Below are 14,952 nucleotides of genomic sequence, written 5' to 3' on the forward strand. Positions count from 1 at the left end.
ACAGCGGACACTCAGGTCGGCTCAGTTCACGACCTTATAGCGCTTGCAGCAAGAAGCGGGTTTTGTTAGTCAGGCTTACTTCGCGGTCACATTGACCATGCCTTTGAAGTCGTAAGGGATCACCACCGTCTGCACCTTGCCTTCAGCGATGCCCTCGGCGATCTTCATCTGCGCCTGGGCCTGCATATAGCTGATCGCGCCGGCGTTCGCATTCAGGGCCGCGATACGCTCGGCTTCCTTCTTCGCGATCTGGACCTCGACTTCCTTGGTCTTCTCTTCGTTCTTGGCGCGCACCAGGTTGTCTGCGCTGGCCTTGACCGCGTCGCTCGGCATCATGCTCCCAACGCGCACCTGCGAGATCACGATGCCGTTGAGCTTCTCGGCATTCAGGGTGGCGGCCATGATTTCCTGGATTTCCTGCTCGATCTGGGCGCGGTTGTCGTTCATGTTCAGCGCCTCGTACTTGCGGGCGGTCTTGTACACGGCATTGCGCGCGGTCTGGTAGATGTAGGCGTGCATCAGGTAGATGTCGCCGCTGTCGTCCACCGTGTGAAAGGAGCGGCTCTTGTTGATGTACAGGTCCGACACCGACGAGGGCGTGATGTTGTAGATCACGCTGATGTCGAAGTCCTTCATGGTCGAGTTGTCGGCGGCCAGCGGGGTCAGGTTCTGCACGTCCACGGTGACATCCTTGACCGGGAAGGTCAGGATCTTGCCGATGACGGTCTGGTTGAAGCTGCCGGCGACGCGCTCTTCGGCTTCGATGGTCTTGTCGAAATTCACGCGCAGGCCAACTTCGCCGGTGTCGACGATGGTGCAGCCGGTGGCGAGGGTGCCGACGGCGATGGCGACGGCAATGGCGAGGATGATCTTTTTCATTGATTTCTCTTCTAGTGGCTCGTTCAGGACAAGGCACGCCTGAGCGGGCGGCGTGCGTGCTGCACGATAGCATTTTTAGTAGAGAAAAAATCCACCCATTGTCACGGTCGTCGATACGGATCTGCGCCGTGTCAAGGTGGCTTAGCCCAGCAGGAAGGGAAGTGCTTGCGCCAGCAGTGCGTCCGGCGCTTCCTCGGCGATGTAGTGCCCGCAAGGGAGGGCCTCACCCTCGACCCGTGCCGCCAGCCGGCGCCACTCGCGCAGCGGATCGAAGCAGCGCCCCACCACGCCGTCCGCACCCCACAGCACCAGCAAGGGCGTGTCGAGCAGGCGCCCGGAATCCCGGTCGATCCGGTCGTGTTCCAGGTCGATGCCGGCCGCGGCCCGGTAGTCCTCGCAGATGCCGCGCGCCGTCCCCGGCAAGGCCAGGCAGCGCGTGTATTCCGCAAGGGCGCGCGGATCGAAAGGCGCCAGCCCCGCGCTCCTGCGTCCCATCACGTCGCGCACATAGGCTTGCGGGTCGGCCTCGATCAGGCGCTCCGGCAGCGGCGCCGGCTGGATCAGGAAGAACCAGTGCCAGTAGGCGCGCGCAAACATGTCGCCCGTCTGCTCGTACATGGCCAGGGTCGGCGCGATGTCGAGCAGCACGGCGCGTTCGATCGCGTGCGGGTGGTCGGCCAGCAGGCGGTGCGCGACCCGGGCGCCGCGGTCGTGCGCCATCACGGCGAACCGTTCGAAGCCCTGTGCCCGCATTACCGCCAGCATGTCGGCCGCCATGGTGCGCTTGCTGTAACTGGCGTGTTCCGCTTGGGCTTCCGGCTTGGACGAATCGCCATAGCCGCGCAGGTCGCAGGCCACCACGGTGAAGTGCCTGGCGAGGGTCGGCGCGACCTTGTGCCAGATGGCGTGTGTCTGCGGGTGGCCGTGCAGGAGCAGCAGGGGCGGCCCTTCGCCGCCGACGACGCCATGGATCGCGACCCCGCCGGCCACCTCGGTGGAGAACGATGTGAAGCCGGGGAAGAGGGAGTCAAGCATTGGGTGAATTGGCTTAGTCGCCCGACATCACGCCGGAAAGGTCGGCGCCCGCGCCCGCGCTCAGCAGCCAGCCCATGAACAGCATGAAGACCAGGAACATGCAGAACAGGGTAGTCAAACGCCCCGCCTCCGGCTCGCGGTCGAAGATCGGCTTGCGGCCATAGGACACGCCGACGAAGTAGGCGGCATAGACGGTGGCCAGGTAGTGCATGGCGCCGAACATCTCGCCCAGCTCGCCCTTGCGCGGGTGGTCGATCAGGACGTGCGACAGGGCGACCAGCACCAGGTAGGGAACCGAGGCCGACAGCGGCGGCAGGTAGAGGCCGAGCGACTCGACCCAGCGCTGCACGCCGGGTTTGGCGCGCGCCACCAGCGGCAGGATCAGGTTGTGGGTGATGCCGGCGACGAAGATGAGCTTGAGCAGCACGTTCTTGTGCAGGCTGCCCGAGCCGACCGCCAGGTTGTGCAGATTGGTCTCGCCCTGGCGGTTATTCTGCAGGAAGAATTCCGAGGACTGCACCTGCAGGATGCGCTGGAACCAGCTGATCTCTTCCAGCGCGGCCAGCGCGCACAGGGCGCTCAGGCCGCCGAGGGCCAGCAGTTCGAGGATCGAGGCGCCGCCCGCCTTGACGCGCTGGACGAAGGTATAGCCGAGCAGGCCGGCGATCGCGCTGAAGCAGAGGAACTGCGACCACTCGACGATGCCGTCCTCGACCAGCAGGCGCGACAGCTCCCTGGGGTCGCCCGACCAGAACACGGCCAGGGCCAGCACGAACACATTGATGGCGATCCCGGTGGCGATGGCAGGATGCATGAAGGACTTCTTGTGACTCAAAACTACTCCTTGATGGGTGAAAACGGTTCGGCACCGAGAGCGTGCAGGGCCGGTTCGGACGCCGTGACAGGCGCTTCCGGCTGAAGCAGACTGCGGCGGGCGCGGCGCAGGCGGCGCACTGCGGCGACCAGCAGGGTGCCCAGCGCCCAGGCCCACAAGAGCGGGTCGAGCACGGCATCCCACAGGTTCCCGGACGGCAGGCGCGCCAGCGAGAACAGGGCGCAGGCGCCGAGCAGGGCCGCGCCCTGTTCGCGCGCGCGGCCCGTGGCGATGGCGAAGGCGCAGCCGGCGGCCAGCAGCACCGCCACCAGCGGCGCGGCGTTCGGCCCGAAGCCGGCATAGTAGTAGCCGCGCGAGAGCAGGCCGAAGGCGTCGAGATACAGCACGGCGCCCACCAGAGCGATGAACGCGGCGGCGCGCAGCGGCAGCAGCGGTGCGTCCACCGTGGTGCCCCCGCGCCAGCGGCGCAGCAGGGCGCACACGGCCAGGCCGAGCAGCAGGCCGCTCGGGTACTGGAAGGCCAGGCTCAGGTGCCAGGCGCCGGACGCCTCGCCCGGCAGCGCCACCAGCACGCCGCAGGCCGCCACGATGGCGACCAGCACACGGCGCGGCAGGCGCCAGGCGCCCGGCCAGCTGCCCACGACCAGCGCGGCCAGCACCAGTGCCCAGGCCATGCGGCCGTACAGGAATTGCCAGGACAGTTCAGGCAGGATCATCAGATGCGCTCTCCAATGGTGACACGGTACCGGTGATGGGCGATCGCCTGGCGCTGGAAGGTATAGGTGACATGCAGCTCGCTGCCGACCAGCTGCATGGTCGGATACGAGAACTCGTCGCCGGCCGGGCCGCTGGCCACGTCGGCGATGGTGCGCCAGGTATGGCCGTCCTTCGAGAGCGACAGGCGCAGGGTGCTGCGCGAGGAGCCGCCCTTCACCGCGTCATTGTGCAGCATCAGGAAGTCGCCGTTGGCCAGGCGCAGCGCGGCCACCGAGGTGCTTTCGTTGTGCAGGCTGAGGGGCGGCAGGTCTTCCCAGTTGGCGCCGCCGTCGCGGCTGAGCGCATGCTGCACGCGGCGCTCGTCGCTGGCGTCGCGCATCCAGGCGCGCACCTCGGTGCGCGAGACCGGTACGATGGCCGGCTGCAAGGTGGTGGTGCGGGCGCCGATGCGGCCCACCCAGGTCGGATCGCCGTCGGCGTCGAAGGACATCAGCATCGGGTACTTGATGCCCAGTTCGAAGTACAGCGGCAGCCACCAGCCGCCATCGGTCAGGCCGACCGCCGAGGTGCGCACCAGGGTGCTGGTGTTGAACAGGGGCGAGGCCGGCAGCACGCGGCGCACCGAAAAGTGAATACCGTCGTTGGCGGCGGGCGCCGGCATGGCGCCGTGGCCCGGCTTCCCGGGCACGGGATCGTCGCTCGACACCATGTGCACCACGCGCGACGCGGCCCAGCCACCCAGGCCGGTGGCGACGACGAAGAGGTGGATGCGGCCGTCACGGCCGGTCCAGGCGACCGGATTGCCGATGCGGCGCACGCCGAAGCCGAGGGCCTTGCCGAGCGAATCGCGGCTCGCAACGATCCAGGGCTCGCCCCACTTGCCGTTGCTCCAGCGCGAAGCGTAGACCTTGACGTCCGGGCCGCTCTCGCGGCTGCCGGCCCACCAGAAGGCCACCATGCGGTCGCCCGGCAGCGTGGCCAGGGCGCTGGCGTGGGCGGACGGGGTATTCTTCGGCATCGGGACCAGCGAACGCGACAGCTCGGACAGGGTCAGTTCGCCCGGTACGAGGGCCTCGACCGAGGACGGGGCGGCGGCGGCGCGCGCGGCGCGGGCCCAGCGTCCGCCTTCGACAAGGGCGAGCGCCAGCACGATGGCCGCGCAGGCGAAGACGGTGCGGCGGCTGGCTGTGCCGCGAGCGGGCGGGGTACGCTGCATAAGCATCCTGGGCAGGACCCGGCGCGAACCCGGTCCGTCTTGAGCAAAGCCATTATCCTACAGGAAAGGTCATCAATTGGACACATTGAATATGCATCTGCGCCCAACTTTGCGACAGTTCACGCCCTGAGGAAGCCGCTTGACGGCGCCGCCGGGGGACCTCGTCGCAGCCGCCTTGCCCGCAAAATGGTGGCGGGGCAGAATGCCGGCTGTTGATACAAACACCACGCTCCCACATGATGCTTGCCGACCATCCTCCCTCGCACCCCGCCGCGCCGATCGCCCCCAGGGTGCTGCGCGACCTCGGCCCGGCAGCAGCGGTCAGTGCGCTCGCCGCCCTCGTCATCGTGTTGACGGTCGGCCTTCCGGAAACCCTGTACGAACAGCTGGTGTATTCGCTGTGCATCGGCGTGAGCGGCTTCGCCGTCGTCGATGCGGTGCGTCTGCGCTGGTATGCGGCTCCGACAGCGACCCGCCTGCGCTGGCCGGCGCTGGTCGGGCTGATGCTGGTGGTGGCGCCGGTCGCACACTTCTGCGGCATCCACGCCGGCGCCGTCGTGCTTGGCCACCGGCCGCCGCCGCTGGCCGAGTACCTGACGACGGGCCGGGTCAGCATGATCGTGTTCACCTTCATGGGGCTCATCGTCATGACCTTGCTGGTCGAGCACCGCGAGCGCATGGCGCGCGTCGAGCGCGAGAACAACGAGGCGCGGCTGCGCGCCGAGACCATCGAGCGCCAGGCGCTGCAGGCCAGGCTGCGCCTGCTGCAGGCACAGATCGAGCCGCACATGCTGTTCAATACCCTGGCCAACCTGCAGGGCCTGATCGCGCTCGACCCGGCCCGCGCCGACACCATGCTCGACCAGTTGATCCAGTACCTGCGCGCCACCCTGGGCGCCACCCGCGCCGACACCACCACGCTGGGCGAGGAATTCGCCGCGATGGAAGCCTATCTAGGACTGATGCAGGTGCGCATGGGCGAGCGCCTTGCCTACCGCCTCGCGCTGCCGCCGGAACTGCGCGGTGCGCGCCTGCCGCCCATGCTGCTGCAGCCGCTGGTGGAGAACGCCATCGTGCACGGGCTGGAACCGGCCATCGACGGCGGCGAAGTGCTGCTGAGCGCGGAAGCGCGCGATGGCCTGCTCGACATCAGGGTGTGCGACACCGGCATCGGCGTGGATACCGCCGGCAGTCGGCGCAAGGGCGGCGGGGTCGGCATGGACACCACCCGCGAGCGCCTGCGCGTCCTCTACGGCGAGCGCGCCGCCCTCATCCTCACGCCCGGACAGCCGAGCGGCACGCAGGTCCGGCTCACCCTTCCCATGGAGACCACATGAACATCCGCGCCCTGATTGCAGAAGACGAACCGATCCTCGCGGCGACCCTCGCGCGCATCCTCGGGAAGCTGTGGCCGGAACTCGAGATCGTCGGGACGGCCGTCAACGGCGTCGCCGCGGTGGAGCAGGCCCTCCGCCTGCGCCCGGACGTGCTGTTCCTGGACATCCGCATGCCGGGCCAGAGCGGGATCGAAGCGGCCGAGGAACTGGCCGAGCGCTGGGAAGGTCCGTCACCGTTCCCGCACGTGGTCTTCGTGACCGCCTACGACGACTATGCGGTGCAGGCCTTCGAACAGGCGGCGGCCGACTACGTGCTCAAGCCGGTGAACGAGACACGCCTGGCGCGCACCGTCGAGCGCCTGCAGGGATTGCTGGCGGAGCGGCGGCACGACGCCGATCCCCTGGCGCACCTGGTCGAACGCCTGCAGGCCTTGCTGCCGGCGGGCGCGGCGCCCGCGGACCAGCGGCTGGACTTCGTGCGCGCCGCCGTGGGCAATGTGGTGCGCATGATCCCGGTGCAGGATGTCGTCTATTTCCAGGCCGCCGACAAATACGTCAGCGTGGCGACCGCCGACAGCGAGGTCCTGATCCGCGTGCCGCTGCGCGAACTGCTGCCGCAGCTCGACCCGGCGCGTTTCCGGCAGGTCAACCGCAGCACCGTGGTCAACCTGGCATGCGTCGCCAGCGCCGCGCGCGATCACCTGGGCAAGCTGCAGCTGAACCTGCGCAACCGTCCGGAAAAGCCGCGCGTCAGTCCCGTCTACGCCCACCTGTTCCGGCAGATGTAAGACGGCGGGGCCTCAAGGCAGGCCGGCGCCGCGCACCGGCCAGCCGCGGGCCAGCCGCACCAGGGTGCCGAACATCAGGCGCGCCAGCCAGGCGAACAGAGCGATCACCCCGCCCACCAGCACCGGCAGCACGGCGCCGAAGGTCATGCCGAGCGCGAAGCCGAGCAGGCATTCGCGGCGGGTAATGGCGCTACGTCGTTTGCAGGATTGTTGCCAGCAGCTGCTTCGTGCTCGCGACCGTTGCGTATTCGCCCGCCATGTTCGACAGCGACATCGCATGCACCTCGCTCGCGCTGCGCGCCACGCCTGCGTAGTCGCTGCGCGCGAAGGTGAAGGTCGCATCCTCGACGGCCGTGACCGCGAAGCCGAGGTTGCCCGCGCTGCGCACGCTGCATTCGACCGAGATGTTGGTGCTGACCCCGACGACGACCAGCCGGTCGATCCCGCGCACCCGCAGCCAGCGTTCCAGCGTCGAGCTCACGAAGGCGTCCGGCACGTTCTTCTCGACCACGTGCTCGCCCGCGCGCGGGGCGAAGGCCGGCTGGAACAGTGCGCCCGGCTGGCCCGGCGCGAAGCCGGAGTCCGGCGAGCGCGAGATGTGGCGCACGTGGACGATGGGGGCGCCGCGGCCGCGCCACGCATCGAGCAGGGCCGCGATGTTCGCTTCGGCGCCAGGGTTGTTGCGTTGGACCGCATCAAGGCTGGCCATGCATTGCTGCATATCGATGAGGATCAGGGCGGGAGAGTCGGGCGTCACGGCGTGTCCATGGCAGATGGGAAGGTGCATGGTAGAGCACGGCGTCGGCCATTGGCAATGCGTTGCGAGGGGAATAGCCGCCGTCTTCCACCGGCCATCTGCCGGTGCGCGACGTTACCGCAGCACCGCGGCCGATGCCCACTCCTGCGGCATGCCTTTGGTACACTAGCGCCTTTGCTTCCTACCTTGATTGACGAGATGGCGAACCCGCCTGAACTTCGCGCATGCGCATTGCAGGCCCTGCTGGAAACCGATCCCGCCCGCAAGACCGCCGCCGTGGCCGCGCTGGCCGCGGCAGTGCGCAGCGGAGACTGGACGGTCGACCCCGCTGCCGGCCTGCAGGCGCCTGAGGGCATACCGGGCCGCCCGGCAAAACCCGAGCTGGTGCCGCCGCGCCTGGTCGGCCGCCGCTCCATGGCCACCGTGGAGGGGCGCGCCATGCTGGTGCACGCGCTGGCCCACATCGAATTCAATGCCATCAACCTGGCGCTCGACGCCCTGTGGCGCTTCCCCGGCATGCCGCTTGCGTACTATACGGACTGGCTGCGGGTGGCGAGCGAGGAAGCGCTGCACTTCACGATGCTGTGCGCCCACCTGGAGACGCTCGGCTACCGCTATGGCGATTTTCCCGGCCACGACAGCCTGTGGGAGATGGTCGAGAAGACCCGCGGCGACGTGCTGGCGCGCATGGCCCTGGTGCCGCGCACGCTCGAGGCGCGCGGGCTGGACGCGATTCCGCCGCTGCGCGCCAAGCTGGCGCAGGCCGGCGACCAGGCCGCCGCCGCCATCCTCGACGTGCTGCTGGTCGATGAAGTCGGTCATGTGGAGATCGGCAACCGCTGGTATGTCCAGCTGTGCGAGGAACGCGGCCTGGAACCGGTTTCCACCTATGCCGCGCTGACGGTCGAGTACAAGGCCCCGGTCCTGAAGGGGCCGTTCAACCTCGATGCGCGGCGCGAGGCGGGCTTCAGCGAAGCGGAGCTGGCGCGCTTCGCCTGAGCCGGCCATGAGCGACATCGTAGAAGACTCAAGGGAAGCGCGCGGCTTCCTGCTCACGCGCCACTGGCGCGATACGGACGCGGGTTGCGAAGTCGAATACTGGCTCGCCACCGACGATGGCCCGCGCTGCCTGCGGCTGCCGCCGCAGCCGGCGCTCGCCTTCATCCCGCTCGAACAGCGCGAGGCGGCCGAGCAGCTGCTGCACCAGGATGCGAAGGCGCGCGGGGGCTGGGAGCTGCGCGACCTGAACCTGCGCGACTTCCGCCACCGCCCCGTCGTGGGCCTGTACTGCCGCCACTATCGCCAGCTGCTGCGCTTCGAGAAGCGCCTGCGCGAGGCCGGCATCGACGTCTACGAGGCCGACGTCAAGCCCACCGAGCGCTACCTGATGGAGCGCTTCGTGACGGCGCCGGTCCTGTTCCAGGGGCGGCCCGACCCGGCGCACCCGGCGCTGCTGCAAGCGGCCCAGCTGCGCCCGGACGGCGACTACCGCCCCGTACTGCGCCTGGCCTCGCTCGACATCGAGACCAACCAGCATGGCGAGCTGTATTGCATCGGCCTGGAAGGCTGCGGCCAGCGCCAGGTGTATATGCTTGGCGCGCCCAACGGGGACATGCCGCCGGCGGGCGCCGACGACTTCGCGCTCGACTACTGCGCCAGCCGGGGCGAACTGCTCGACCGCCTCGAGGAGTGGGTCGCGCGCCACGATCCCGACGCCATCATCGGCTGGAACGTGATCCAGTTCGACCTGCGCATGCTAGTGCAGGCGGCCGAGCGCCAGGGCCGGCCGCTGCGCCTGGGCCGCGATGGCAGCGCCATCGAGACGCGCACCCACGGCCGCTCCGAACACTTTTTTGTGAATATCGCCGGCCGCCTCGTCATCGACGGGATCGAGTCGCTGCGCTCGGCCACCTGGAGCTTTCCGTCCTTCAGCCTGGAGTCGGTCGCGCAGACCCTGCTGGGCGAAGGCAAGGCGATCGACAATCCCTACAGCCGGATGGACGAGATCAACCGCATGTTCGCGGAAGACAAGCCGGCCCTGGCCTGGTACAACCTCAAGGACTGCCAACTCGTCACCCGCATCTTCGAGAAGACGGGGCTCATCCGCTTCCTGCTCGAACGCGCCAGCGTCACCGGGCTCGCGGTCGACCGCAGCGGCGGCTCGGTGGCGGCCTTCGAGCACCGCTACCTGCCGCTGATGCACCGCCAGGGCTTCGTTGCACCGAATATCGGCGACGTGCCGGCTGCCGACAGCCCTGGCGGCTTCGTGATGGATTCGCGTTCCGGCCTGTACGACTCGGTCGTGGTGCTCGATTATAAAAGCCTGTATCCCTCGATCATCCGCACCTTCCTGATCGACCCCGTGGGCCTGGTCGTGGGCCTCGAAGAGCCGGAACAGGAAACGGTGCCGGGTTTCCGTGGCGGGCGCTTCTCGCGCACCCGACACTGCCTGCCCGGCATCGTGCGCGCGGTGTGGGAGGGGCGCGACGCGGCCAAGCGCGAGAACAACGCGCCGCTCTCGCAGGCCCTGAAGATCATCATGAACGCTTTCTACGGCGTGCTGGGTACGACGGCCTGCCGCTTCTTCGACCCGCGCCTGGCCTCGTCGATCACCATGCGCGGCCACGAGATCATGCACCGCACCCGCGCGCTGATCGAGGAGCAGGGCTACCAGGTCATCTACGGCGACACCGATTCCACCTTCGTGTGGCTGGGGCGCGCCCACGAGGAAGACGCGGCGGAGGCGATCGGCCGCCGCCTGGTCGAGCAGGTCAACGCCTGGTGGCGCGCGCACCTGGCCGAGGAATACGGGATCGAGAGCGCGCTCGAGCTGGAATTCGACACCCACTACCGGCGCTTCCTGATGCCGACCGTGCGCGGCTCGGACGAGGGCAGCAAGAAGCGTTATGCGGGCCTGGTGCTGCTGCCGGACGGCAGCGAGGACGTGGTCTACAAGGGCCTGGAAACGGTGCGCACCGACTGGTCGCCGCTGGCGCAGCGCTTCCAGCAGGAGCTCTACCGGCGCATCTTCAAGGGGGAGGCATTCGAGGCCTGGGTGGCGGACTATGTGGCGGCCACCCTGCGCGGCGAACTCGATGAATTGCTGGTCTACCGCAAGCGCCTGCGCCGCCCGCTGGACGACTACGAACGCAATGTGCCGCCACACGTGCGCGCGGCGCGCATGGCCGACGCCTACCACGTGGGCCAGGGGCGCCAGCCGCAATACCGCAACGGCGGCTGGATCCGCTATGTGATGACGACGGCGGGGCCGGAACCGCTGGAACTGCGCCGCGCCGCCATCGACTACGAACACTACCTGAGCAAACAGCTGGAGCCGATCGCCGACGCGATCCTGCCCTTCCTGGGCGACAGCTTCGCGCGTCTTACCAGTCCGCAGCGAGACCTGTTCTAGTTCGCCCCGACGTCTTGTCCAGGTTCATCGGTGTTGCCGTCGGCTGCGACGACCCTGACGACGCGCGTACGGCATGCAATCCTCCGTCATGGCGCAGTGCAGCGAGCATGCGCTGCGCATAGAGTGGACAGGCAAGCGCCAAGCGCGGCCGTGCGTATTGTAGACTCCGCTAAACAGAAGAAACGAGAGACTACCCGTCCATGCCGACCGTTCAATCTGCGATCAGATCCCTCCTGCCCAGCGGGCTGTCGAGCTACATGGCGCTGGCCTCGTCAGTTCTGTCCATCGTCCTGACCGTCATCCTCGTCGCCCTGGTGCACCGACAGGCCACCGAGCACGTCAAGGAAAACATCGGGAACGGGCTCGGCGAACTGGCCCAGCAGACAGCCGACAAGCTCGACCGCGGCATGTTCGAGCGCTACCGCGAAGTCGGCCTGGTGGCCAAGCGCCTGGCCGAACTCGACCCGGTGCGCGAGGCGGCCCAGCGCCGGCGCATGCTTGACGACGCCGTGCGCAGCTACGGCTACTACAGCTGGCTGGGAATTGCCGGAGTCGACGGTACCGTGCAAGCCGCCGCGCGCGGCCTGCTGGAAGGTGCGAACGTGGCCCAGCGCCCCTGGTTCGGCAACGCCCTGAAGGGCATTTACGTCGGCGACGTTCACGAGGCGGTCAAGCTGGCCAAGCTGCTTCCCTCGGAGGACGGCCAGCCGCTGCGTTTCGTCGACGTGGCCTTCCCGGTCGCAGGCAACGCGGGCGGGCCGTCCGGCGTGCTCGGCGCCCATCTTTCCTGGCAATGGGCGCGCGACGTCGAGCGGTCGGTGATCCAGCCGATCCAGTCCGGCCGGCAGGTCCAGGCGCTGATCGTCAGCCGCGACGGCACCGTCTTGCTGGGACCACCGGAGCTGCTGGGCGATAAGCTGGAGCTGCGCAGCCTCGACCAGGCGAGGGGTGACAAGGGGGTCGGCTATCAGCTCGAGACCTGGCGCGACGGCAAGGACTACCTGGTCGGCTACAGCCAGACCCGCGGCTACGCCGACTATCCGGGCCTGGGCTGGGTGGTGCTGCTGCGCCAGGATGCGGACAACGCCTATGCGCCCGTACGCAAGCTGAGCCAGTATGCACTGTGGACCGGCGTCAGCCTCGCGGTGCTGTTCTCGCTGGCGGGCGGCCTGGTGGCCAACTGGATCACCCAGCCGATCAAGCAGCTGCAGCACGATGCCGACCGGATCCGCCAGGGCGAAGCCGCCGCCATCACCCCGGCGGGGCGGTCCTACGATGAAGTCCAGAGCCTGTCGGGCGCGCTGAACACCCTGCTGGACGACCTGCTGCGCCGCAGCCGCCAGCTCGAGACGCTCAACGAGACCCTGGAGCAGCGGGTCGACGAGCGCACCCGCGAACTGGCCGGCGCGCTGGCGACCGTCCAGCAGACCGCCCAGCGCATCCAGACGATCGTCGAGAGCGCCCAGGACGCCTTCATCGGCATCGACCGCTCGGGCGTGATCACCGACTGGAATTCCCAGGCCGAGCTGCTGCTCGGCTGGACCCGGGAGGAAGCCATCGGCCGTTCGCTCGGTGCGCTGGCGCTGCCGCGCCGCTACCAGGCCGGCTTCGAGCGCGCGCTGCAGGAATACCGCAACACCGGCATCGCGCGCGACCTCAGCGGGCGCATCGAGCGCATCGTGGTCGACCGCCATGGCAACGAGCTGCCGGTCGAGCTGTCGGTCGGCAGCGCGGGGCAGGGCGAGCGCGGCTTCTTCAGCGTCTTCATGCGCGACATCGCTCAACGCAAACGCGTCGACCAGATGAAGAACGAGCTGGTCGCCACCGTCTCGCACGAGCTGCGCACGCCGCTGACCTCGATGCGCGCCTCCCTTTCCCTGCTGCAGTCGGGCGCCGCCGGCCACCTCGACGACGAGGCCCAGGAACTGGTCGGCATCGCGCACCGTCACTGCGAACGCCTGGTGCGCCTGGTAAGCGACATGCTCGACATCGAGAAAGTTGCCTCCGGAAAGGTGGCGGTGCAGCCACAGCCCGAGCGCCTGCTGCCGGTGGTGCTCGACGCGCTCGCGGCGATCCGGGTCCAGGCGGCGGATGCGGGCGTGACCCTGGCGCCCTCCTGGACGCCGGAAGTGGAACAGCTCGTCGTCGAACTCGACCGCGACCGCATCACCCAGGTCCTGCTCAACCTGTTGTCGAACGCGGTGAAGTTCGCGCCCGGCGGCAGCAGCGTCGACGTCACCATCGCCGACGGCGGCGGGCAGGTGAGAATCGGCGTGGCGGACCGCGGACCCGGCATTCCGCCGGCGTTTCGCACCCGGGTGTTCCAGCGCTTCGCCCAGGCAGATCCGGAGGCCGACCAGAAGACCAGTACCGGTCTGGGCCTTGCGATCAGCCGCCAAATCGTCCTCGAACACGGCGGCCAGCTGCGCTTCGAGGACCGGCCGGGAGGCGGCACGGTGTTCCATATCGAGCTTCCGCTGCAACAGGCGACCCGGTCCGTCTCTTGAGCGGGGCGGCCGCGCGATCGACACCCCAATTCCCCATTCAGGGTCATGCTAACTGCATGATTTCGTCATATTGTTGTTCTCAGGCATCAGAAATCACGCGAAATCGGTAAAAACAGCAATACCGGCTTTACCGATTTTGCCGGATTATGCGATTATTTCGTTACGGCAATGCCGCCGGCTTTTTCGATAACAGGAGCTCAACAATGAAATCGCGTACCCGTCATTTCGCCGCCATCATCCTCGCTGCTACGGTCGCGCCCGGCTTGGCCGGCGCCGCCGTCTACAGCAATGGCGTGCCGAAGGCGGCTTCGTTCGACGTGACCATGCGCATCATTGCCGACTGCACGATCTCGGCCACCGGCATCGACTTCGGCCAGAACCAGGGCATCCTGAACCAGGCGGTCACCGGCAACTCGAACATCAATGTCACCTGCACCAATACGACTCCCTATAACATCGGCCTGAACGCCGGCACCGGCGCGGGCTCGACCGGGACCACCCGTTACATGAGCGGCACCGGGGCCAACACCGGCACCGTTCGCTTCAACCTGTACCAGACCTCGGGCGGTGGGCAGTGGGGCAATACCCAGGGCACCGACACCCTGGGCGGCACCGGCACCGGCAGCGCCCAGACCCTGACCGTGTATGGCGAAATCCCGGTTCAGGCCACCCCGGCCCCGGACGCCTACAAGTCGACCATTACCGCCACGGTCTACTTCTGATGAGCGACCGCGTCCGCCGTCCCGCCGCCCTCGCGCCCGTGCTGGCGATCCTGCTCTCCACCGGTGCGGCGCCTGGCGCGGTCCAGGCGGCCAACCTCCAGATCTCGCCGGTCTCGATCAGCTTCCGGGCGGCCCAGACGGCGGCCGGCGTCACCCTGCAGAACCTGGGCGAGCAGGCGCTGCACGGCCAGGTGAGGGTGTTCGTCTGGGACCAGAAGGATGGCGAGGACGTGCTCACGCCCGCCACCGACGTCGTGGCCAGTCCGCCGATCATGGAGGTCGCGCCGAACAGTACCCAGACCGTGCGCCTGGTGCGCCGCAACGGCGCGCCGCCAACCGGCGAGCAGACCTACCGCATCCTCATCGACGAGATTCCCCGCGGCGACGCGTCCGGGGGCGGCGTCGCCATCCGGCTGCAGTATTCGGTGCCGGTGTTCGTGCTGCCGCCGGACGACCGGGCCGCGCCGGTCCTGCGCTGGTCGCTGCGCCAGAAGGACGGCGCCTGGTTCCTGCAAGTGAGTAACGACGGCGCCCTGCATGCGCAGTTGGGCGCCACCACGCTGCGTGGCGCAGGCGGCAAGGAATTTCAGCTCAGCAAGGGATTGCTCGGCTACGCCCTGCCGGGCCGCAGCCGCGCCTGGCGCTTGCCGGCCGAGAGCGCGGCCCTGGTCCAGGGGGCGGTGTCCGTGCATACGACGGTGAACGCGCAAGCGGTCCAGGCGGCCGCCGTCCGCGAATAGACGTGCA

Annotated in this window: 14 protein-coding genes; 7 read left to right on the forward strand and 7 right to left on the reverse strand. The window is 68.4% G+C overall.

The features are described from left to right. Positions 1-75: 75 nt before the first annotated feature. The 5 genes from ACQ7JA_RS09210 to ACQ7JA_RS09230 form a co-directional block, all read right to left on the reverse strand. Complete coding sequence (locus tag ACQ7JA_RS09210) at positions 76-879, reverse strand: SPFH domain-containing protein (protein WP_430896841.1); 804 nt, start codon at positions 877-879, stop codon at positions 76-78. A 141-nt stretch (positions 880-1,020) separates the two neighbouring features. Continuing rightward, on the reverse strand, positions 1,021-1,914 hold the full coding sequence (locus ACQ7JA_RS09215; protein WP_430896843.1) for an alpha/beta fold hydrolase: 894 nt from the start codon (positions 1,912-1,914) through the stop codon (positions 1,021-1,023). Positions 1,915-1,927: 13 nt separating this feature from the next. Further along, the gene (locus tag ACQ7JA_RS09220) at positions 1,928-2,728 is read right to left on the reverse strand and encodes a hypothetical protein (protein ID WP_430896845.1); all 801 of its coding nucleotides are present in this window, start codon (positions 2,726-2,728) and stop codon (positions 1,928-1,930) included. A 23-nt stretch (positions 2,729-2,751) separates the two neighbouring features. After that, positions 2,752-3,465 (reverse strand): hypothetical protein, encoded by a 714-nt coding sequence (locus ACQ7JA_RS09225; RefSeq protein ID WP_430896847.1) that lies wholly within the window; start codon positions 3,463-3,465, stop codon positions 2,752-2,754. Continuing rightward, complete coding sequence (locus tag ACQ7JA_RS09230) at positions 3,465-4,682, reverse strand: exo-alpha-sialidase (RefSeq protein WP_430896849.1); 1,218 nt, start codon at positions 4,680-4,682, stop codon at positions 3,465-3,467. The genes ACQ7JA_RS09225 and ACQ7JA_RS09230 overlap by 1 nt, the downstream gene beginning before the upstream one ends. A 236-nt stretch (positions 4,683-4,918) precedes the next feature. Here ACQ7JA_RS09230 and ACQ7JA_RS09235 point away from each other — a divergent pair, with 236 nt between their 5' ends. Beyond that, positions 4,919-6,019 carry a sensor histidine kinase gene (locus ACQ7JA_RS09235; RefSeq protein WP_430896851.1) on the forward strand — a complete coding sequence of 367 codons (1,101 nt, stop codon included), beginning with the start codon at positions 4,919-4,921 and terminating at the stop codon, positions 6,017-6,019. Beyond that, positions 6,016-6,807, forward strand: coding sequence for a LytR/AlgR family response regulator transcription factor (locus ACQ7JA_RS09240; RefSeq protein ID WP_430896853.1), 792 nt, complete (start codon positions 6,016-6,018; stop codon positions 6,805-6,807). Before ACQ7JA_RS09235 ends, ACQ7JA_RS09240 begins: the two co-directional genes overlap by 4 nt. A gap of 12 nt (positions 6,808-6,819) precedes the next feature. Here ACQ7JA_RS09240 and ACQ7JA_RS09245 read toward each other — a convergent pair whose 3' ends face one another. Continuing rightward, positions 6,820-6,954 carry a hypothetical protein gene (locus ACQ7JA_RS09245; RefSeq protein ID WP_430896855.1) on the reverse strand — a complete coding sequence of 45 codons (135 nt, stop codon included), beginning with the start codon at positions 6,952-6,954 and terminating at the stop codon, positions 6,820-6,822. 43 nt (positions 6,955-6,997) lie between these two features. Then, the gene (locus tag ACQ7JA_RS09250; RefSeq protein WP_430896857.1) at positions 6,998-7,594 is read right to left on the reverse strand and encodes a cysteine hydrolase family protein; all 597 of its coding nucleotides are present in this window, start codon (positions 7,592-7,594) and stop codon (positions 6,998-7,000) included. Positions 7,595-7,762: 168 nt separating this feature from the next. Between ACQ7JA_RS09250 and ACQ7JA_RS09255 the strand changes: the two genes are divergently transcribed. The 5 genes from ACQ7JA_RS09255 to ACQ7JA_RS09275 all read left to right on the forward strand — a co-directional run bounded on the left by ACQ7JA_RS09255 (position 7,763) and on the right by ACQ7JA_RS09275 (position 14,945). Continuing rightward, entirely contained in the window at positions 7,763-8,563 is an 801-nt protein-coding gene (locus ACQ7JA_RS09255) for a ferritin-like domain-containing protein (protein ID WP_430896859.1), read from the forward strand. 7 nt (positions 8,564-8,570) lie between these two features. Next, positions 8,571-10,976: a DNA polymerase II gene (locus ACQ7JA_RS09260; RefSeq protein ID WP_430896861.1), complete on the forward strand. Its 2,406-nt coding sequence runs from the start codon at positions 8,571-8,573 to the stop codon at positions 10,974-10,976. Positions 10,977-11,176: 200 nt separating this feature from the next. Next, positions 11,177-13,483: an ATP-binding protein gene (locus ACQ7JA_RS09265; protein WP_430896863.1), complete on the forward strand. Its 2,307-nt coding sequence runs from the start codon at positions 11,177-11,179 to the stop codon at positions 13,481-13,483. Positions 13,484-13,686: 203 nt separating this feature from the next. After that, complete coding sequence (locus ACQ7JA_RS09270) at positions 13,687-14,205, forward strand: Csu type fimbrial protein (RefSeq protein WP_430896865.1); 519 nt, start codon at positions 13,687-13,689, stop codon at positions 14,203-14,205. Further along, on the forward strand, positions 14,205-14,945 hold the full coding sequence (locus ACQ7JA_RS09275) for a fimbrial biogenesis chaperone (RefSeq protein ID WP_430896867.1): 741 nt from the start codon (positions 14,205-14,207) through the stop codon (positions 14,943-14,945). The genes ACQ7JA_RS09270 and ACQ7JA_RS09275 overlap by 1 nt, the downstream gene beginning before the upstream one ends. Positions 14,946-14,952: the final 7 nt, after the last annotated feature.

The organism is Massilia sp. BKSP1R2A-1, from assembly GCF_050586525.1.
Taxonomy (GTDB): domain Bacteria; phylum Pseudomonadota; class Gammaproteobacteria; order Burkholderiales; family Burkholderiaceae_D; genus Telluria.